This window comes from Mycobacterium sp. E342 (assembly GCF_001667665.1).
GTDB lineage: Bacteria > Actinomycetota > Actinomycetes > Mycobacteriales > Mycobacteriaceae > Mycobacterium.
Map to the genome: position 1 here is coordinate 66,208 of NZ_LZJM01000266.1, position 19,932 is coordinate 86,139.

General features: G+C 70.5%; 20 protein-coding genes. 4 read left to right on the forward strand and 16 right to left on the reverse strand.

Translation table 11 applies throughout. The annotated features are described in order from the left end of the window. Positions 1-3 precede the first annotated feature (3 nt). From A5692_RS21170 to eccCa, 9 genes are all read right to left on the reverse strand, one after another. On the reverse strand, positions 4-1,341 hold the full coding sequence (locus A5692_RS21170) for a hypothetical protein (protein WP_068059367.1): 1,338 nt from the start codon (positions 1,339-1,341) through the stop codon (positions 4-6). A 2-nt stretch (positions 1,342-1,343) separates the two neighbouring features. Continuing rightward, positions 1,344-1,673 (reverse strand): hypothetical protein, encoded by a 330-nt coding sequence (locus A5692_RS21175; protein ID WP_068059370.1) that lies wholly within the window; start codon positions 1,671-1,673, stop codon positions 1,344-1,346. Positions 1,674-1,716: 43 nt separating this feature from the next. Then, a complete protein-coding gene (gene glmM, locus A5692_RS21180) occupies positions 1,717-3,054 on the reverse strand; it encodes a phosphoglucosamine mutase (protein WP_068059373.1) in 1,338 nt (445 codons plus the stop codon). A gap of 138 nt (positions 3,055-3,192) precedes the next feature. After that, on the reverse strand, positions 3,193-3,681 hold the full coding sequence (rpsI, locus tag A5692_RS21185; RefSeq protein ID WP_082962962.1) for a 30S ribosomal protein S9: 489 nt from the start codon (positions 3,679-3,681) through the stop codon (positions 3,193-3,195). Continuing rightward, positions 3,678-4,121, reverse strand: coding sequence for a 50S ribosomal protein L13 (gene rplM / locus A5692_RS21190; protein WP_068059376.1), 444 nt, complete (start codon positions 4,119-4,121; stop codon positions 3,678-3,680). Before rplM ends, rpsI begins: the two co-directional genes overlap by 4 nt. Positions 4,122-4,354: 233 nt before the next feature. Next, positions 4,355-4,651 (reverse strand): WXG100 family type VII secretion target, encoded by a 297-nt coding sequence (locus A5692_RS21195; protein WP_068059379.1) that lies wholly within the window; start codon positions 4,649-4,651, stop codon positions 4,355-4,357. A gap of 16 nt (positions 4,652-4,667) precedes the next feature. Continuing rightward, positions 4,668-4,985, reverse strand: coding sequence for a WXG100 family type VII secretion target (locus tag A5692_RS21200; protein WP_068059383.1), 318 nt, complete (start codon positions 4,983-4,985; stop codon positions 4,668-4,670). A gap of 49 nt (positions 4,986-5,034) precedes the next feature. After that, positions 5,035-6,255, reverse strand: coding sequence for a type VII secretion-associated protein (locus A5692_RS21205; RefSeq protein ID WP_068059499.1), 1,221 nt, complete (start codon positions 6,253-6,255; stop codon positions 5,035-5,037). Then, positions 6,252-9,938, reverse strand: a complete 3,687-nt coding sequence (gene eccCa / locus A5692_RS21210; protein WP_068059386.1) for a type VII secretion protein EccCa — start codon at positions 9,936-9,938, stop codon at positions 6,252-6,254. The genes A5692_RS21205 and eccCa overlap by 4 nt, the downstream gene beginning before the upstream one ends. A gap of 92 nt (positions 9,939-10,030) precedes the next feature. On the opposite strand from eccCa, the gene eccD reads away from it, so the two are divergent. Together eccD and mycP are read left to right on the forward strand one after the other, a co-directional pair. Beyond that, a complete protein-coding gene (gene eccD, locus A5692_RS21215; protein ID WP_068059390.1) occupies positions 10,031-11,440 on the forward strand; it encodes a type VII secretion integral membrane protein EccD in 1,410 nt (469 codons plus the stop codon). Further along, a complete protein-coding gene (gene mycP, locus A5692_RS21220; RefSeq protein ID WP_156766199.1) occupies positions 11,437-12,738 on the forward strand; it encodes a type VII secretion-associated serine protease mycosin in 1,302 nt (433 codons plus the stop codon). Before eccD ends, mycP begins: the two co-directional genes overlap by 4 nt. Here the strand turns inward: mycP and eccB are convergent. Continuing rightward, on the reverse strand, positions 12,703-14,070 hold the full coding sequence (eccB, locus tag A5692_RS21225) for a type VII secretion protein EccB (RefSeq protein WP_068059393.1): 1,368 nt from the start codon (positions 14,068-14,070) through the stop codon (positions 12,703-12,705). The genes mycP and eccB overlap by 36 nt on opposite strands. A 119-nt stretch (positions 14,071-14,189) precedes the next feature. On the opposite strand from eccB, the gene A5692_RS21230 reads away from it, so the two are divergent. Both A5692_RS21230 and A5692_RS21235 read left to right on the forward strand, forming a co-directional pair. Beyond that, on the forward strand, positions 14,190-15,047 hold the full coding sequence (locus A5692_RS21230) for a cutinase family protein (protein ID WP_068059396.1): 858 nt from the start codon (positions 14,190-14,192) through the stop codon (positions 15,045-15,047). Between the two features lie 57 nt (positions 15,048-15,104). Then, a complete protein-coding gene (locus tag A5692_RS21235; RefSeq protein WP_068059506.1) occupies positions 15,105-15,725 on the forward strand; it encodes a cutinase family protein in 621 nt (206 codons plus the stop codon). Here the strand turns inward: A5692_RS21235 and truA are convergent. From truA to rpsM, 6 genes are all read right to left on the reverse strand, one after another. Next, a complete protein-coding gene (truA, locus tag A5692_RS21240) occupies positions 15,722-16,582 on the reverse strand; it encodes a tRNA pseudouridine(38-40) synthase TruA (protein WP_082962964.1) in 861 nt (286 codons plus the stop codon). The two genes, A5692_RS21235 and truA, sit on opposite strands and share 4 nt — an antisense overlap. Further along, positions 16,560-17,210, reverse strand: coding sequence for a 50S ribosomal protein L17 (gene rplQ, locus A5692_RS21245; RefSeq protein ID WP_068059398.1), 651 nt, complete (start codon positions 17,208-17,210; stop codon positions 16,560-16,562). The genes truA and rplQ overlap by 23 nt, the downstream gene beginning before the upstream one ends. 107 nt (positions 17,211-17,317) lie before the next feature. Next, positions 17,318-18,361 (reverse strand): DNA-directed RNA polymerase subunit alpha, encoded by a 1,044-nt coding sequence (locus tag A5692_RS21250; protein WP_068059401.1) that lies wholly within the window; start codon positions 18,359-18,361, stop codon positions 17,318-17,320. Between the two features lie 78 nt (positions 18,362-18,439). Next, positions 18,440-19,045: a 30S ribosomal protein S4 gene (gene rpsD / locus A5692_RS21255; RefSeq protein WP_068059404.1), complete on the reverse strand. Its 606-nt coding sequence runs from the start codon at positions 19,043-19,045 to the stop codon at positions 18,440-18,442. A 9-nt stretch (positions 19,046-19,054) separates the two neighbouring features. Continuing rightward, on the reverse strand, positions 19,055-19,471 hold the full coding sequence (rpsK, locus tag A5692_RS21260) for a 30S ribosomal protein S11 (RefSeq protein WP_007167901.1): 417 nt from the start codon (positions 19,469-19,471) through the stop codon (positions 19,055-19,057). 6 nt (positions 19,472-19,477) lie between these two features. After that, entirely contained in the window at positions 19,478-19,852 is a 375-nt protein-coding gene (gene rpsM / locus A5692_RS21265; RefSeq protein WP_007167900.1) for a 30S ribosomal protein S13, read from the reverse strand. Between the last annotated feature and the right edge of the window lie 80 nt (positions 19,853-19,932).

Genomic DNA, 19,932 nt, shown 5'->3' on the forward strand with positions numbered 1-19,932 from the left:
CCGTCACTGCCCGGCCTGCGGCAGCTGGTCCGCGGCGATCTCGCACGGCGTCTTCCCGTCGGTCGCCGCGGGCCCCGGCTCACCCGCCGCGGGAGCGCCCGCCGGTGCGGGCGCGTCGGGCGGTGGGGCGACCGCCGGTGGCGCCGGGTCTGTCAGCGCCGGCGCATCCGCGGGCGGCGGCGCATCCGCAGGCAGCGGCGCGTCGACAGGCTGAGCCGCCGCGTCAGGCGTGGCCCCTTCGGCGTCGCCGACGTCTTCCGCCTTGGCGGGCTCGTCGTCGGTGTCGTCGGCCCCGAACGGGTCCTCGCCGAAGGGGTCTCCCTCGTCGAAAGGATCGGTGGCTCCGGATCCATCGGCAGCCGAGCCGACCAGCCCACCGACCGCGTCGACGATCCTGCTTGCCAGCCCGAGGAGACCTTCACCCCCGAAGAGCCCACCACCGCCGAGCCCGCCGCCCAATCCCCCCGCGGGTATGCCGGCCGTGTCACCGAGCGTCGATCCCCAGTCCGGCTGCGGTGTGGCGGGAACGGGAGAGGGCGCGACGGTCGTCGCGGTGGGCGCCGGATCCGCCGGCGGGGTGGCGGCAGCGGGCGTGACCGCCGCCGGCGGGGTGGCGGGCGCGGCCGGTCGCACGGGCTGGTAGCCGCACCCGAGGTCCCCCGGAGCTTCAAAGCGGGCGGCCGGCGCGGCGGCCATCCTGTCGGTGACCATGTCATAGGAGGTCGCCACACCGTCGCGCGTCGAGCGCATCGTCGTCAGCCAGTCGTCGCGGATCTCGTTGTCCACGTAAGGGATTACCTGCTCGCGCACCACCCCTTCGGCGGCCGGCCGATCCCCCGCCCCGGTCGTGACCGTCGCGGCCGCGGCCAACCAGGTAGGGCGCAGCGCCTGAGTGCGGTCGTCCACGGCGATGGCGGTCGCGACCTTCGAGTCGACCAGGTACCACAGGTTGTCGCGCAGTGATTCACACCGTTGCGCCGCCGCGCGCAATTCGGTGGTCACCACGCCGGCGGCGTCGCAGTGGCGCTCCAGGAAGCGGACGGCGGCGTCCCCGCCGGGCCCCGTCCACGCCGCGGCCAGCACGGCGACCTGGGCGCGCTGCATGCGCAGCGCTTCGGAGACCGCGTCGCCCGCCGCCCGCAACTCCGCGCAGTCACGGTCGAGGGCACGCAGGTCCAGGCCGTCTTCGGTGCCGTACCAGTCGCGGACCTGCGCGAGATGCGCCGTGAGGTCGGGATGTTGGTAACCGAGGGCATGGCAGGCCCGCACGTAACTCTCGGTGTGCTCGACCGCGGGCAACCCTTCGGCGAGGCGCGCGGCGACGTCCAACCGGTCGGCCATGATCAGGCGATCCGCGCCGCGGCATAGAGTTCGGCGTCCGCGTAGCGTTCGGCGCTGCCCCGAAGGGCGGTGGCGATCTCGACTGACGCGCGCGACCACTGCGCCACCTGGGCGGTCAGCCGCTCCAGTTCGGCGCGCAGCGCGTCACCGCGCGCGGTGTGCGCCCGCCCGGCGCCGGCCCCGCCGAAAGCCAGCCGGCCCAGCTGATCGCTGAGGGCGCGGTCAAGGAGGTCGGCCGCGGCACAGAATTGGTCGGCGACGCGGTGCGTCGCCGGGACGTCGATCTCGGTACGGGCCACGGCGACCGGTCGTATTCCCCTGTCGAATCTCATGCCTAATCCGACGCCCCGGGACGCGCCCGGGTTCCGAGGAGGTTCAGTGCGCTGAGCTGACCGCCTCGGCCACCCGGTTCGCCACGCGCTGCGCGACGTCCGCTTCGGGCGCCTCCACCATCACCCGGATGACGGGCTCGGTTCCGGAGGGACGCAACAGGATTCGGCCGGTGTCGCCGAGTTCGGCCTCGGCGTCGCCGACCGCGGTGCGCACCGCCGGCGCCGCGGCGGCGGTGTCCTTGTCGGCGACGCGGACGTTGATCAGCACCTGTGGCAGCGTCTGCATCGGCGCGGCGAGCTCGGTCAGCGACGAGCCGGTCTGCACCATGCGCGTCATCAGCCGCAGCCCGGTGACGATGCCGTCCCCGGTGGAGCCCAGCGCGGGCATCACGATGTGGCCGGATTGCTCGCCGCCGAGGCTGTAGTCGCCGGCGCGTAGCTCCTCGAGGACGTAGCGGTCGCCGACGCCGGTGGTGCGCACGGTGATCCCGGCGGAGCGCATGGCCAGGTGCAGCCCGAGGTTGCTCATCACGGTGGCCACCAGCGTGTCCGAGGCCAGCTCGCCGGCCTCGCGCATCGCCAGCGCGAGGACCACCATGATCGCGTCGCCGTCGACGAGCTCGCCGTTGGCGTCGATGGCCAGGCAGCGGTCCGCGTCCCCGTCGTGGGCCAGGCCGAGGTCGGCCCGGTGGGCGATGACCGCGGCGCGCAGCGAATCGAGGTGGGTGGAGCCGCAGTTGTCGTTGACGTTGAGCCCGTTGGGCTCGGCGTTGATCGCGATGACCCGTGCGCCGGCCGCGCGGTAGGCGCGCGGCGCTACCGACGACGCGGCGCCGTGGGCGCAGTCGACCACCACGGTCAGGCCGTCGAGCCGCATCGTGCTGGCCTTGCTCAGGTGCCGCAGGTAGCGGTCGTCGGCGTCCTCGGCGTCGATGACCCGGCCGATCCCGGCGCCGACCGGGCGCATCCCGGTCTCGGCGGTGAGCAACGCCTCGATCCGGTCCTCGGTGTCGTCGTCGAGCTTGCGGCCGCCGGGACCGAAGATCTTGATGCCGTTGTCGGGCATCGGGTTGTGCGACGCCGAGATCATCACCCCGAAGTCGGCGTCATACGCGCCGGTCAGGTAGGCCACCGCGGGGGTGGGCAGCACGCCGACCCGCAGCGCGTCGACGCCCTGGCTGGTCAGCCCGGCGATCACGGCGGCCTCCAGCATTTCGCCGCTGGCCCGGGGGTCGCGCCCGATCACGGCGACTCGCCGGCCCGGCCCGCCCGCGCTCGCCAGGTGCCGCGCGGCGGCGGCGCCCAGCTCGAGCGCCAGCTCGGCGGTCAACTCCCGGTTGGCGACCCCACGGACACCATCGGTGCCGAATAGTCGACCCATGCGGACAAACCTCTCACAGTTGACGGTTTAGCACCTAACGTGCCCGTTCTTTTCTGACCGAAACGGGGCACGTTTGGGCGCAGACACGCCGATGAGACGCCTGATGAGGCCCCGTTGCGGCCAGAACGTGATGGTTGATCAGCGCTTGCTGTACTGAGGCGCCTTGCGGGCCTTCTTCAGGCCGTACTTCTTGCGCTCAGTGGCCCGCGGGTCGCGGGTGAGGAAACCGGCCTTCTTCAGCGCGGGCCGGTCCTCGGGCTGCGCCAGGATCAGCGCCCGGGCGATGCCCAGGCGCAGCGCCCCGGCCTGGCCCGACGGGCCGCCGCCGTGCAGCAGGGCGAAGATGTCGAAGCTGTCCACCCGGTCGACGGTGACCAACGGGGCCTTGATGAGCTGCTGGTGCACCTTGTTGGGGAAGTAGTCCTCCAGGCTGCGGCCGTTGAGGTCGAACTTGCCGGTGCCGGGCACCAGGCGCACCCGCACCACGGCCTCCTTGCGGCGGCCGACGGTCTGGATGGGCCGGTCGAAGACGTAGGAGTCGGCGGCCGCGGGGGCGGGCGCCTCGGCCGGGACGTCCGGGGTTTCCGGGGTGGCCGTGGTGTCCAGGGCCTCGGTCGTTTCGGTCACTGGGCCACCTGCTTGATCTCGTACGGAACCGGCTTCTGAGCGGCGTGCGGGTGCTCCGGGCCGGCGTAGACGTGGAGTTTGCGCTGGATCTGCCGGCTGAGCTTGTTCTTGGGCAGCATGCCGACGATCGCCTTCTCGACGACGCGGTCGGGGTGCTTGTCCATCAGCTCGCCGGTCGTGCGCGAGTGCAGGCCGCCGGGATACCCCGAGTGGCGGTAAGCCAGCTTGCTCTGCAGTTTGTCGCCGGAGAGGGCGACCTTGTCGGCGTTGATGACGATGACGAAGTCACCGCCATCGACATTGGGGGCGAACGTCGGCTTGTGCTTGCCGCGCAGCAGGGTGGCTGCCGCGACGGCAAGGCGGCCAAGCACCACGTCCGTGGCATCGATGACGTACCACGACCGCGTGGTGTCACCCGCCTTTGGCGCGTAGGTGGGCACAGCGCTTACCTTTTCTTTCTCGAGGTGGATCCCGGGTCGAGCCGGGTGCCGGTCAGGCGTTGGCGGTGGGTCCAAAAGGAAGGGTTCTCGGCGACCGACATTGACCCGAGGCCCGGCGTACCGCACGCCAACCGAGCAGCTTACCGACGCACGTCCCCGCAGGTCAAAATGACTGTGTGGTCCCAGCGGCTCTCCCCCGCCGGGACCACACAGACGACTATGGGTGCGTGCGGCTACCGACCCCACACCCCGGCCGCCCGCCGATCGGCGTTCGCCACCTCTTCGGCGCCGTCGCGCACCGCGTTTCCGAGGTCGACCAGGATCTCGTTGAGGGCCGTCGCCGACTGATGCCACTTCTGCTGCTCGACCTGGTAGGCGGCCGCCGCCTCGCGGGTCCACAACTGCTGCAACGGGGCGATCTGCGACCTCAGCTCCTCCAGCGCGGCATTGAAACGGGTCGACGTGGTGTGGATTTCCTGACGCACCGAGTATTCGATTTCGCCGAAGTTATAGGACAGCGCCGATTCCACGGGTGAATCCTTTCGACTAGAGGTTTCCGCCGGCGGCGGCGATATGGGTCGCGTGGTCGTGGCCGGCCTCCTGCAGGGTGGCAGCGTTGTGCCGGATGGTCTCGCCGATCGCATGCAGGACGTGGTAAAGCCGCAACGACTCGGCGTTCCAGCGATCCACCACCGCTTTGAACCGCCCTGCGGCGACCCCGCCCCACACCGACGGCGGCACTTCGCTCATGCGGCCGATGAACGTCTGCAGCATGGCCCGGATCTCCTCGTTGCGGGCGTCCGTGGTCCCGGCGACCGACCGCATCAGGTCGAAGTCGGTACTCAGTGTGTTCGGTGTAGCCATACTGAATTCGACCGCGTCGACGCCCCTTCGGTTCCATCCGATCCGGAGTTCATCCGATCGCGTGCGCCGACCGCACCGCCTGCTCGCAGACAGCACGGACGGCCTCTTCCTTGCCCGGCCGGCTCTGGCATCCAAGGCTGATCCGCACCGGCCCGTCCACCAGCACCGTCCACCGCACCTCGTGCCCGGCGCGGACTTCGCGGTACGTCACCGCCGGCCTGCCGGCGCTGGTCCCGGTGGGATCGAAGTCGACGAACGATCCCGCGGGCTCCGCGTCGATGGCGCGTCTCAACCGCTCGGAGGTACCACTCAATGTCTCGCCGGTGACCGGCGACTGCGTGACGTGCAAGGCCACCTCGGGATCCGACGGCGAGGTGATTTGCACTCGCGCCGATCCCGGTCCGGCGGTGATCCGCTGCGTGGGCCACCCCGCGGGCACCGTCACCGCCACCCGGCCTTCGACGAGAAACGTGGTGGGTGGCACGTCCACCGGCGGCGGGGCCGACGCGTCGTGCCGGCCCGCCAGGGCCGGGGCCGCCGCGGCAAGCACCATGGCGGCCGCGCCGAGGCCGCCCAGGGTCCGCCCGCGGCTCGGGGCACGATCGCCTCGACCGGGTGGCCCGGTTGGCTCGCCCAGATCGGTCACCGCCGATCGGGCCAGCCGGGCCAGCCGTTCGTCGTCGACATGCAGCGCCGTCCGTCCGAAGCCGCGCGCGCCGTCGGCGATCGCCGCGGCCAGAGCCGACGCCCCGGGGACCGCGCTCGGCGCGTCGATGAGCACGACGGCCCCGGGCATGGTCGCGAGGGCGCCCAGCACCTCGTCGGCTACGGGACGCGGGGGGCGACGCGGTACGGCGACGACGTGATCGCCGTCGATCACCACCATCCCGCCGGTGATCTCCACGAGCGTCGGCTGGGCATCGGTATGGGCAGCCCGCCTGAGCAACCACGACCGGGGCCGCACGAGCGCGCCGTCGAACACGGTGGCCGCGGCCGCACTCAGGATTCCGATGCGCGATGACGACCACCAGGATGGATGCAGCACGACGCCACCCTTGCCGTCCGTACAGATCGCCGACCGCAGGGCAGCGGTCCACAGCGAAGTCACGGCAACCGGGCGCTCACCCACCAGCGCCACCGGATCGTCTATCGCGCCAAGCGCCGCGCCGACGACCTCGGATGGCGCGCCGTCGACGACCGTTTCTGTGCCGCAACATATTCGACGGATCGTGGCGGGACCGGCCTCGATGACGGCGCGATGCGCCGTCACGGCGCGCTCCACGCAACCTGGACGAGCTGTTCGTCGCCGTCGCGGGTGAGCAGGACACCGCGTCCGGGCGGCAACCGCGCGGGGCGACGGGAGCCGAACGGCACCTCCTCGCCGGGGAGCCCGCTCATCGTCAGCGACATGCAGCCGAGGTCACGCAATCCGGCCAGCAGGGGCTCGAACATCGCGCGCTCGGCGCCGCCGCTACGCCGGCTTATGACCAGATGCAGGCCCAGATCGGTTGCGTAGGGCAGGTATTCGGTGAGCGGCGTCAACGGGTTGCCGGCCGGGGCGGCGACCAGTTCGTAATCGTCGACGACGACATAGATGTCCGGACCGGACCACCAGGACCCGGTTCGCAGCTGCGCCTGGGTCGCGTCGGGCGGGGGCATACGCCGCCGCAGCAGGTCGAGGAGATCGGGCAGTAGAGCGGCCAGCGCGCCGGGTGACACGGCATAGCCGCCGAGATGCTCCGATTCGATGACACCGAGCAGCGAGCGCCGGAAATCGACGATCATGACGCGGGCTTGCGTCGGGCTCTGCGTCCGGACGATCTCGTGGCACAGCGTCCGCAACGTCGCGGTCTTCCCGCACCCTTTGTCGCCGACTACCAGCAGATGGGGCTGCCGGTCGAATTCACACGTCACCGGCTGCAGGCGACCCTCGTCGATGCCCAGGAGGATACGGTCGCCCGCCCGGCCCACGACGGTGTCACGCTCCACCCGCTCCGGAAGCAACGAGATCGGCGGCGCGACGGACTCGCTCGGACGGATCTCGGCCAGCGGCAACGCGATCATCATGTGCGACCCGTCACCGCAAAGACCCCGGCCCGGTTTGCCATGGGGCACATGTTGGGCCGCTTTGCGGTCCAACTCGGAGTCGGCGGGGTCACCCAACCGCATCTCGATGCGGGTGCCGATCTGGTCCCGCAGGGCCGGCCTGATCTCGGCCCACCGCGACGCCGCCAACACGACATGCACGCCGAACGAAAGCCCCTGACTCGCAATGGCCGTGATCGGTGCTTCCAGCGGAGCGAACTCCTCACGCATATTCGCCCAGCCGTCGACGACGAGGAACACATCCCCGAACGGATCGTCGTCGAACGCCTGGTGCTGCACCCGAAGGCGACGGTATTCCGCCATCGAGCCGATTCCGCGGTCGCTGAAGATGGCTTCCCGCGAACGGATGACCGACTCGCATTCGGCAACGATCCGCGCGACGAGACGCGGTTGGGTCCTGCCGGCAACCGCGCCGACATGCGGGATCGTCTGTGTCGACGTCAGCGTTCCGCCACCGAAGTCCAGGCAGTAGAACTGCACCCGGTCCGCGCCGTGAGTGGCCGCCAGCGCCGTGACCAGGGTGCGCAGCGCCGTTGACTTCCCCGATTGGGGTGCGCCGACGACCGCCACATTGCCCGCGGCGCCGCGCAAATCGACCAACAGCGGCGTACGGCGCTGCTCGAAGGGGCGGTCGACGATGCCGAGGGGAACAGTCAGGTCGTGCGGCGCGGGAACCCCGTCGCGAAGCACCGCGTGCAGCGCGGGCGCCGCGTCCAGCGGTGGCAGCCAGACGGGGTGCGCCGGCGGCCCGTGACCGGCCAGCCGGTCCAGGACGGCCCGCAGGACCGTCCGCTCCGACGGCACACCGACCCCTTCGGTGCGGGTGATCTCGCCGACCTTGTCAGTGCCGAACCGCTGCACGGAAGTAGTCGCCACGGGACCGGCGCCCGGTGCGCGGGACGCAGCCGGTCCCGAGACGTACGCCGAGGAGAAGCGGATCAGCTCGCCCACGCTCGTGCGCAGATAGCCCGCCCCCGGTTCGTTTGCCAATTCGTACGCGTCGAGCGTTCCCAGCACCCCGCGTGATTCGTTGGCCGACAGGGTTTTCAGGCAGATCCGGTAGGACAGGTGGGCGTCCAGTCCGCGTAGCCTGCCCTCGTCGAGCCGCTGGCTGGCCAGAAGCAGGTGCATGCCCAGCGACCGGCCGAGCCGCCCGATCGTCACGAACATGTCGGCGAAATCCGGGTGCTGGCTGAGCAACTCGGAGAACTCGTCGACGATGATGAAGAGGGTGGGCAGGGCCGGTGCTGCCACACCCGCCCGGCGCCTGGCTTCATGTGCCGCGACGCTGGCGCAGCCCGATTCGCGCAGCAGCCGTTGCCGGCGATTCATTTCACCTGCCAGGGCGTCGCGCATCCTGGCCACCAGCGGGGCCTCGTCGGCGAGATTGGTGATCACCGCCGCCACGTGCGGAGCCCGCGCGTAGTCGAGAAACGTTGCGCCGCCTTTGAAGTCGATGAGCAGCAGATTCAGCTCAGCCGGAGAGTGGCGGGCCATCATGCCCAGCGCGATCGTGCGCAACAACTCCGACTTGCCCGACCCCGTGGCGCCGACGCAGAGCCCGTGCGGGCCCGTGCCGTCTTCGGCTGCTTCCTTGATATCCAATTCCAGCCGTGCCCCGTCAGCGCTGATTCCGATCGGGACGCGGAGCCGATCGCGGTCGGTTCGGCTCCGCCACAACGCGATAGGATCGAATCGGCTCACGTCACCGATCCCCAACAGGGCCGGCCAGTCCGCGCCGTGCCCGCCAGGAACGGTCGCGCCGGCCCGGTATCTCGCCAGCCGACGTGCGCATACCAGCGCGTCCATGGGCTCCATCCGGTCCGGCCGCGCTGGCTGGCGAGTCTCACCCGACCGGATTATGGTGACCGGCGTCCCGGCGCAACCGCCGCCGAGTTCGACAACGGTCGCGCCCGCGCACGAGACAGTCTGGTCCACGTCGGCGACCAGCACCGCGTGCGCCGGCCGCGCACCGGCGAGCGCGGCTTGCGCCTCCCCCACGCTGCGATAGACCATCCGGACCTCGCCCACCGCGTCGGATGCGGCCGGGTGTTGGTTGTGCGGCAACCATTTCAGCCACTCCCACTCCTGACGGTTCCGCTCGCTGATCACCGCGACGATCAGTAGCTGGTCGGGGGGATGAAAGACGGCGAGTTGGCAGAGCATCGCGCGCAGCAGCCCGCGCGCCGCGACCGCATCACCGTCGATCCTGACGCGCGGACTTCCGCGCAGACCGACGGCGATCGGTGCGACGATCGTGGAATGCGTCGCCAGGAAGCGACGCAATGCGGCCACGGTGACCGGATCACCGGACTCGCCCACCGGTGGTGCCGCCAAGGGGGTGGCGAGCGGCTGCGCTCCGACGCCCACCCGGACCACGCAGAAGTCGGGATCCGCCGGTCGCCGCTCCCACATCCTGGGCCCACCGATCAATGTCCACAGCGCGTCCGGGTCGGGGTGACGCCAGTCCAGCGAGAAACGCTGCGAGGCGGCCGTTTCCACGACGGTAGTGCGCAGCCTACTGAGGTATCCGAGGTAGTCGAGGCGGTCGGCTTGGATGCCACCATTCCGGCGACGCGCACGCCCGGACAGAACTGTTACGAGCGACGACGCCAGCATCATGACGGGGAACGCCAGCAACATGGGAGGGCGGCCGGCACCCGGCCCTGACCGCAAGGCCGCCGCCATGACCCCCACCCCGGCAAGGCCCAGCACGGCCGGCAACAGGAGGGGCAGGAGGCCGGGTGCCGCCAGAGGCGGTGGGTCGGGCGGGGCATCGACGACGAGGTCCGCGGTGGCCACCGCCGGCGGTGGCCACCGCGCCACCGGCACGAAAACTTCGGTCATCCCGTCCTCCCGTTGGACGCACGGTAGGCACCACCGGCAACGACGACAACTCACCTGTGGACAGCGGCATACCCGCAGCCCGAAACCTGGCTATGTTCACGGTATTCCGACCGAAGGGCCCACCTTTGCCTGCAACCGATTCGGGTCTGCGCCGTGTCTCGATCCACTCCGGCGCCGCCGTCGCCGACCTGGCACTCCCGGCCGGGATTCCCGTCGCCGTCCTGACCCCGTCGATCGTGGACCTCCTGGACGCCGGCGACGTCGGCGGCGACGTGACCGCCCGGCGCTATCACCTGTCACTCCCCGGGTCTGCGGCTTTGGACCCGTCGAAGACGCTCGCCCAGAGCGGAATTGCTGACGGCGACGTCCTGCTGCTGAGCCGGCCATCGGCCCCGCCGCCCGCCGCTCGTCACCACGACGTCGTGGAGGCCGTGTCGGAGGCACTGGTGGCGGATCCCAAGGCGGACACGCGTCGTCGACTGGCGGCCCGGCTCGCCGGCGCGATCACCGCGGGCGGCCTGACCGTCGTCGGTGTTCTGGCGCTGGCCCGAAACGCTCCCGGCGCCTACGACGCCCACGCCACGGTGGGGGCGACGACGGCCGCGGCGCTGTTCGCCTTCCTCTCCGCCGCGGTCGCCCACCGGGTCTACCGGGACGCGGTCGCCGGGCTGGCGCTCAGCGCGATCTCCACCGCATTCGCTGGGGTTGCCGGGTTCTTGGCGGTTCCCGGCGCTCCGGGTGTCTGCCATGTCCTGCTGGCCGCCACGGCGGCGGCCGCCGCCTGCGTACTGGCGACGCGATCCGTGGGCCGCTTCGTGGTCGCGGTGACCGCGGCGTCATGCCTCGCGACGGTTGTCGCGGTGGCCGCGTTGGTGGGCGTGCTCACTGCCGCCCCGCCGCACATCATCGGCGCGGCTTCAGCGCTGGTGTCGCTCGGCGCGCTCGGGGCGGCGGCGCGGGTATCGGTCATCTTGGCGGGTTTGTCGCCCCAGCTGACGCCGACCCCGGACGCCGACGGGACCGACGCTGAGGCGCGCCTGGCGGACCAAACGCTCCGCGCCGACGCCTGGTTATCGAGTCTGCTCGCGGGGTTTTCGTCATCAGCGGCCGTCGGTGCCGCCGTCACCGTTGCGGCCGGAGCACCGCGCCTGTCTTGCATGGCGTTCGGCGCCATCACCGGCGCCTTGTTACTGCTGCGGGCGTGCTCCAGTGATAGCAGGCGGATGCCGGCGTTGATCGTGGCCGGGATCGGAGTCGTGGGAACAACATTCGGTGTTGCCGCCTTCAACGCCCCGGGGAACGGGCCATGGCTCGCCGCGGGGACGGCAACGCTGGCGGCCGCGGCGATGTACCTCGGCTTCGTCGCCCCCGCGATATCACTGCCACCGCTTGCCCGACGAAGCGTCCAGGCGATGGAGTGGCTGGCGCTGGCCGCCATGGTCCCGCTGACCTTCTGGATCTGTGGGCTCTATGGCACCGTCCGGGGATTGAATCTCACGTGAGGGCGTCGCGCGGCGCGCGCATCCTGTCGGCGTCGGCACTGGTGGCGGTGGTGGCCACCGGAACGCCACCGGCGCAGGCGATTTCGCCACCCAAGGTCGACGACCAGTGGTTACCGAAGCCCGCCCGCCCGGCCCCGCCGTGGCCTACGGTGCAACGCGAGACGTGCGCCACGATGACGGCGGAATCGGCGCCCGACCGGCCGGCGTTGCTCCCTGACCTGGCGCGGGTATGGCGGCTCACCCGCGGTGCAGGGCAACGTGTCGCGGTCATCGACACCGGCGTTTCGCGTCATCGCCTGCTACCCGAAGTGGTCCCCGGCGGCGACTACGTGTCCACCGGCGACGGCACCCAGGACTGCGACGCGCACGGCACCCTGGTGGCCGGGATCATCGGCGCGACAGAGGATTCGACGGCGCCCGGCCTCAGCGGAATGGCGCCCGAAGCCACCTTGATCAGCATTCGGCAGTCCAGCCCCAGGTTCTCCCCCGCCAAAGATCGGTCCCGCGCCGGCGTCGGTGACGTCGACACCATGGCGAGAGCCGTCCGCACCGCCGCGGACCTCGGCGCATCGGTGATCAACATCTCCTCGGTTGCCTGCGTTCCGATCGCGTCGGCGCTGGATGACCGCGCGCTGGGCGCCGCGCTCGCCTACGCCGTGGACGTCAAGAATGCGGTCGTCGTGGCCGCGGCGGGCAACACCGGTGCGGCTGGGCAGTGCCCACCCCAGCGCCGGGATGCCGGCTGGGACAACGTCACGGTCGTGGTCAGCCCGGCTTGGTACGACGACTATGTGCTGACCGTCGGTTCGGTGGATGCCGCGGGCGCGCCTTCGGCATTCACCCTTGCCGGTCCTTGGGTGGACGTCGCGGCCCCCGGCGAGGCGGTGACGCCGCTCGCCTCGGAACCGGTGTCCGGCACCAGTTACGCCGCACCGGTGGTCAGCGGGCTGGCCGCACTCATCCGGTCCCGGTTCCCGGGGTTGACGGCGCGCCAGGTGATGCAGCGCATCGAATCGACGGCGCATCACCCACCCGGAGGTTGGGATCCGCTCGTCGGCAGCGGCACCGTCGACGCGCTGGCGGCCGTCAGCACCGATGCCGGTACGCCCGCGACCGCGCCGCCACCGGCGCGCGCGCCGATCGCCCCGCCTGCGCCGGTCGCACCACCGGATGCCCACGCGCGGAACACCGCATTGCGCGGCGCCGCCGTCTGCCTCGCGGTACTGGGGATGGCGCTGGCCACCGGGTTGGCCTCGAGTCGACTACGGGCTCGCCGGCAGCGAGTCGCGGGCGATTGAGGCCTTCTCCTTGCTCAGCTCCGGTCCCGCCGGCAGCACCCCCAGGACCGACCAGGGCGCGGGATGCGGCGCGGGCAACCCGAGGGCGCGCGCGGCGTCGTCATCGTGGATTGCGAACCGCACCCCGCTGTCGGTGACCAGGTAGCCTGCGTCGACCCGCACGTAGGCGCTCCGGCCGGGCGGCACATACACGGCGTCCAGCGCGGGGCCGTGGCCGTCGGCCTGTGACAAGGTCAGCGGCGTATGACCGGTTGGCAGCGGGAGCCCGCCGCCTCCGAGGAACGTGACGCCGGATCGCCCTGGGGCCGCCTGCCAGGAGACGCACAACGTGCCGCCGTCGTCCGAGAGTGCCGGTGCCCGGTCGGGGAAACCGGCCACCGGCAGCGAGTCGACGATGGGAGCCGCGCGGATGGCGTCGGGTGCCACCGTGACCACGTTGGCGGTGCCTCGGGAGTTGCCGAAGCGCAGCAGATCGGCAGCCACCTCTCCGATGCGCTGGACGCCCGCGGTCAGCACGGCGTAATACTCGTCACCCCCGGCCCGCATGACGCGCACCACGCTGCCCACCGCAAATCCAGGCATCGCGGCGGCCTCTTCGCCGGCGCCGCGAATCCGGAGCGCCCTGATCGGTGACGTCTCGGGAATCGCGTTCAGCAACGACGGCGAGACGGGCCGCGGCGTACGCCCTTCCAATCGGAGCGCGCGCACCACCGCGGCGTCGGTGACGTCCACCATCGCACGCTGACCGTCGTAGAGGAGGTAGGTCGGCGAACCCCCGGCGGGTGCGACCAGAAGGGCCTGCCCGGAATCCGGGCGGGGGATCGTCGGCTCGTCGGTCCGGCCGACGATCACCGTGGTCGCGCCGGCCCCCGCCGCATCGCAGATCGTCCACGCCGATTCGTCCGCCGCCAACGGCGGGCCTATGAGTTGGGGCGCGCCCGGGATGCCCAGCAGCGGCCCGCGTTTGGCGCGCGCCAGGTCAGCTTCGGGCACCGGCCGGGGGTTGGCAGCCGTCGCCGCGATCAACCGCGCCGACGCCAGGTTCAGCACCGGGTGCCAGGTATCGCCGACCCGCACGTACAGCGCCCCGGACTCTCGTCCCATCACCAGTTGGGTGTCGTCCAGCACCACCCGTGGCCGCAGCAGCGCGACGAGCGCGACTCCCGCGACGGCGATCACCGTGAGCACGCACCCGACCGTCAGCGCCGCCGTCGGCGCACGCGAGCGGGCATAGAGGGTATGGATGTTTCCGCCCAGCAACGCGCACTCGATACGGCGCAGCAGGAATCGGTAGCCGCTGATGTGCAGCCACGTGGTCTGCTGAGCCGGCACCGATCCCCCACCGTGCGTAGTCGTTGCTCACACGCTAAAGCGGCCGGCCGAGGGACCGCTTAGCTGATCCACAGGTCAGCGAACTTTCGAACCGTGCTTAGGGTAGGTAAAGTTACGGCGTGTTTTCTCACCGCATAGGTCGCTGCGCCGGGCTCGGGGCCTCTGCACTGGTCACCGCCGCTGGCCTGCTGTTATCCCCCGCCGCAGCGCCGGTGGCGCGCGCGTTCGACTGCCCGGACGTCGAGGTCATCTTCGCCCGCGGCACCAACGAACCGGCCGGCCTGGGCCGCGTCGGCGACGCGTTGGTGGACTCGCTGCGCCAGCAGACCGGCCTGAACATCCTGCCCTACGGCGTGAACTACGCCGCCAGCAAGCTGCAGCTGCACGGCGGCGACGGCGCCAACGACACCATCGACCGCGTCAAGAAGAGCGTGGAAACGTGCCCCAACACCAAAATCGTGCTGGGCGGCTACTCGCAGGGCGCATCGGTGATGGACATCGTGGCCGGCGTCCCGATCGGCGGCATCAGCTGGGGCAACAAGCTGCCCGAGCAGTACGCCAACAACATCGCGGCCGTCGTCACGTTCGGTGACGTGGCCGACCGCGCCGGCGGCACGCTGCCAACCCAGAGCGCGCTGCTGGGCTCCAAGGCCGCCGACTACTGCAACCCCAACGACCCGATCTGCCACGCCGGGCCCGGTAACGAGTGGAGCGGGCACACCGAGGGCTACGTCCCCGTCTACACCACCCAGGCCGCGGCGTTCGTCGCCCAGAAGCTGGCCGGCTCGAGCCCGTCCAGCCCCGCGTTCGGGCCGCCGCTGGGCCCCGTCCCGAACCAGCCCGGTGCCACGCCGTCACCGGTGTACGGGCAGCAGACCCCGCCCGGATCGCCGCCCTCGATCCACGGCGGAACGGGCCCCGCGCCCGACGCACCCAGCGCGCCCACCACGGTGACTCCGCAAGCACCTCTCGTCTGAATCGTTACCGGCGCGAGACCAACGCGCCCCTAACATCGTGGGGTGCGGCTGATTCCATTGACGCTGGGCGCCGGGCTGCTCGCGGGCGCCGCGATAGTGGTTGCTCCCCAACTGCTTCCGCAGGCCTTCGCCTCCTGCCCCGGCGTTGAGGTGGTGTTCGCCCGCGGGACCGACGAACCGCCCGGTGTCGGCAAGGTCGGCGGCGCCTTCGTCAACTCGCTGCGCCAGCAGACCAGCAAAAGCGTTGGCTCCTACGGGGTGAACTACCCGGCCAACAAGGACTTCCTCGCCGCAGCCGACGGAGCCAACGACGCCAGCAACCACATTCAGCAGATGGCCGGCAACTGCCCCAACACCAAGCTGGTGCTCGGTGGGTACTCGCAGGGCGCCGCCGTCGTCGACATCGTCACGGCCGCACCGCTGCCCGGCCTGGGCTTCCGCCAGCCGCTGCCGCCCGCGGCCGCCGATCACGTCGCGGCCGTGGCCCTGTTCGGGAATCCGTCGAGCCGCGCCGGCGGGCTGATGAACGCCCTGACCCCGGAATTCGCCGGCAAGACCATCGACCTGTGCAACCCGGGCGACCCGATCTGCTCGGGCGGCACCCGGTGGGCGTCACACCTGAGCTACGTGCCCGGATTGACCAACCAGGCCGCGAATTTCGTCGCGAAGAAGGTTTAGCGGGTGCGCAGATCCCGGGTGATCAGGTTGCGCTCCTCCAGCTGGTCATCGGGCGGATAATCGACACCCACCAGCGTCAGACCTTGCGGGGGTGCGGCGGCGAAGTCGCTGGAGCGGCTTGTGGCGGTGAGTAATTCGCGACACCACGACACCGGGCGGCGGTGTTCGCCCACGGCCAGCAGCGCGCCGACCAGAGAGCGCACCATCGACCAGCAGAACGCGTCGGCGCTGACGTGCGCGGTGATCTGGTCATCGTCGCGCGACCAATCGAGGCGCTGCAGGTCGCGAATGGTGGTGGCGTTCTCCCGATACCGGCAGAATGCGGCAAAGTCGTGTAGCCCCAACAGGTCTCGCGATGCGGCGGCCATCGCGTCCACATCGAGGGGACGCGGCCAGGCGGTGACGTAGCGGGCCTGCTGCGGCTGTACGCCGTAGGGCGCGGTCGACAGCCGGTAGACGTAGTGCCGCCGCAGCGCCGAGAACCTTGCGTCGAAACCCGCGGGGGCGCGGGCGATGTCGAGCACCCGAACGTCGTTGGGCAAGAACCGGCCGAGCCGGCGCACCAGCGGCTCGAATTCCGACTCGCCCGCGCGCGACGAGCGCGGGTAGGCGTACCGCAGCGCGTCCGGGGGCACGTCGACGTGGGCCACCTGGCCTGTGGCGTGCACGCCGGCGTCGGTGCGCCCGGCCGCCCGCAGCCGCATCGGCGTGCGGAAGACGGTGGTCAACGCCTCGTCGAGCACTCCGGCGACGGTGCACTGGCCGGACTGGGGCGCCCAGCCCGCGAATTCCGTTCCGTCGTAGGCGATGTCGAGCCGCAGACGGACGGGCTCGCTAACTCTCGTCAGCCTCGTCAGCCTCGGCGGCCTTTTCGGCTTCGGCCCGCGCGGCGACGGCCTTGTCGGCCTTCTCCTCGGCCTTGGCCTGGGCTTCGGTGGCCTCGCCGGCGTCGCCGGTCTCAGCGGCTTCGGCCGTCTCGGTCACCTCGTCGGCCGTCGGGCCGACGGCTTCCTCGGGCTCGACCGCCGCTTGGGGGGCGGCCGCCGCGGCGACGGGCGCGTCCTTGGCTTCGGGGGACTTCTTGGAAGCCTTGACGCGACGCGCCCGGTCCGCCTCGGAGGTCACCGTCTTCTCCCGCACCAGCTCGATGACCGCCATCGGTGCGTTGTCGCCCTTGCGCGGCTCGACCTTGATGATGCGGGTGTAGCCGCCGTTGCGGTCGGCGAAGAACGGCCCGATCTCCGCGAACAGGGCGTGCACCACGTCCTTGTCGCGGATCTTCTTGAGCACCTCTCGGCGGTTGTGCAGCGCGCCCTTCTTCGCATGCGTGATCAGCTTTTCCGCATACGGCCGCAGGGCGCGCGCCTTGGGCTCGGTCGTCTTGATCCGGCCGTGCTCGAACAGCGACGTGGCCAGGTTGGCCAGCAGGGCCTTCTGGTGCGAAGACGACCCGCCGAGGCGGGGGCCCTTGGTGGGCTTGGGCATTGCACTATCTCCTCATCGGGGGCCGGCCCCCGTATCAGGTAGGGCCGGGACGGGCTTCTGTTGTAGGTGTCCGGTTCCTCAGCGGCCGCATCGTCACCGGACGGCCTTTACAGCTGTTCGGTTTCCGCGTAGTCCTGGTCGTCGTAGGCGCCCTCGGTGGACCACGTGCCGGTGGCCACGTCGTAGCCGGCGACCTGCGACGGGTCGAAGCTCGCCGGGCTGTCCTTGAGCGACAGGCCCAGCTGGTGCAGCTTGACCTTCACCTCGTCGATCGACTTCTGACCGAAGTTGCGGATGTCGAGCAGGTCGGACTCGGTGCGACTCACCAGCTCGCCAACGGTGTGCACGCCCTCGCGCTTGAGGCAGTTGTACGACCGCACCGTCAGGTCCAGGTCGTCGATCGGCAGCGCGAACGAGGCGATGTGGTCGGCCTCGGCCGGCGACGGCCCGATCTCGATGCCCTCGGCCTCGACGTTGAGTTCGCGCGCCAGGCCGAACAATTCGACCAGGGTCTTACCGGCGGAAGCCAGCGCGTCACGCGGGGTGATCGAGCTCTTGGTCTCGACGTCCAGGATCAGCTTGTCGAAGTCGGTGCGCTGCTCTACACGGGTCGCGTCGACCTTGTAGGTCACCTTGAGCACCGGCGAGTAGATGGAATCGACCGGAATGCGGCCGATTTCGGCGCCGGAGGCCCGGTTCTGCACCGCCGGCACGTAGCCGCGGCCACGCTCGACGACGAGCTCGACCTCGAGCTTGCCCTTGTCGTTCAGCGTCGCGATGTGCATGTCGGGGTTGTGCACCGTGACACCGGCGGGCGGGACGATGTCACCCGCAGTGACCGCACCCGGGCCCTGCTTGCGCAGGTACATGGTGACCGGCTCGTCCTCCTCCGAGGACACCACGAGGCTCTTGAGGTTGAGGATGATCGCGGTGACGTCTTCCTTCACCCCGGCGACGGTGGTGAACTCGTGCAGCACGCCGTCGATGCGGATGCTGGTGACGGCCGCGCCGGGGATCGACGACAGCAGCGTCCGGCGCAGCGAATTGCCCAGGGTGTAGCCGAATCCGGGCTCCAGGGGCTCGATGACGAACTGCGAGCGGTTGTCGGAGAGGACTTCTTCCGACAGTGTGGGTCGCTGAGAGATCAGCATGGTGTTTCTTCTTCTCCTTCTCGGCACCCGCTATTTGATGCCGTTGAGGTTTCCGGGCCGGGCGGCCCGAAAAGTCCGTTACTTCGAGTAGAACTCGACGATCAGCTGCTCGGTGAGCGGCACGTCGATCTGCGCCCGCTCGGGCAGCTGGTGGATCAGGATGCGCTGACGCTCCCCCACCACCTGCAGCCAGCTGGGGATCGGGCGGTCGCCGGCGGTCTCCCGCGCGATCTGGAACGGCACGGTGTTCAGCGAGCCGTCCCGCACGTCGATGATGTCGTACTGCGACACCCGGTAGCTGGGCACGTTGACGTGCACGCCGTTGACGCTGAAGTGGCCGTGGCTGACCAGCTGGCGGGCCATCCGGCGCGTGCGGGCGAGCCCGGCGCGGTAGACGACGTTGTCCAGCCGGCTTTCCAGGATCTGCAGCAGGTTCTCACCGGTCTTGCCGGAGTGGCGCACGGCCTCCTCGTAGTAACGGCGGAACTGCTTCTCCATGACGCCGTAGGTGAAGCGGGCCTTCTGCTTCTCCTGCAGCTGCTGCAGGTATTCGCTTTCCTTGATCCGCGCGCGACCGTGCTGGCCGGGCGGGTAGGGGCGCTTCTCGAACGCCTGGTCGCCTCCGACAAGGTCGGTGCGCAGCCGGCGCGACTTGCGGGTGATGGGTCCGGTGTAACGAGCCATGATTCTTCCCTAGACCCTTCTGCGCTTCGGCGGACGGCAGCCGTTGTGCGGCTGGGGGGTGACGTCGGATATCGCGCCGACCTCCAGGCCCGCGGCCTGCAGTGAGCGGATCGCCGTCTCCCGGCCCGAGCCCGGGCCCTTGACGAACACGTCGACCTTTTTCACGCCGTGCTCCTGCGCCTTGCGCGCGGCGTTCTCGGCGGCGAGCTGCGCGGCGAACGGGGTCGACTTCCGCGAACCCTTGAACCCGACGTGGCCCGACGACGCCCAGGCGATGACGTTGCCCTGCGGGTCGGTGATGCTCACGATCGTGTTGTTGAACGTGCTCTTGATGTGCGCGGCGCCGTGCGGGATGTTCTTCTTTTCCCGCTTGCGGGTCTTCTGCCCCTTCTTGGGCGCAGAGGCTGCCTTCTTGGCTGGTGGCATGGGCGGTTACCTGGCCTTCTTCTTGCCTGCGATGGTGCGCTTGGGGCCCTTGCGGGTGCGCGCATTGGTCTTGGTCCGCTGGCCGCGCACCGGCAGGCCGCGGCGATGCCGCAGGCCCTGGTAGCAGCCGATCTCGATCTTGCGGCGAATGTCGGCCTGCACCTCGCGGCGCAGGTCACCCTCAACCTTGAGGTTCGCTTCGATGTAGTCACGCAAGTGGGTCAGCTGGTCGTCGGTCAGGTCCCTGGTACGCAGGTCCTTGTCGATTCCGGTAGCTGCCAGGATCTCGTTCGACCGGGTGCGGCCGACGCCGAAGATGTAGGTCAGCGCGATCTCCATCCGCTTGTCGCGCGGCAGATCGACGCCTACTAGTCGAGCCATAGGTGGCGTTTCCTCTTTTTCTAGGCGGAGGTCTTTTCCCAGCCCGTTCCCGCTCCAAATCTGGGGCGGGGCCCGGCCTC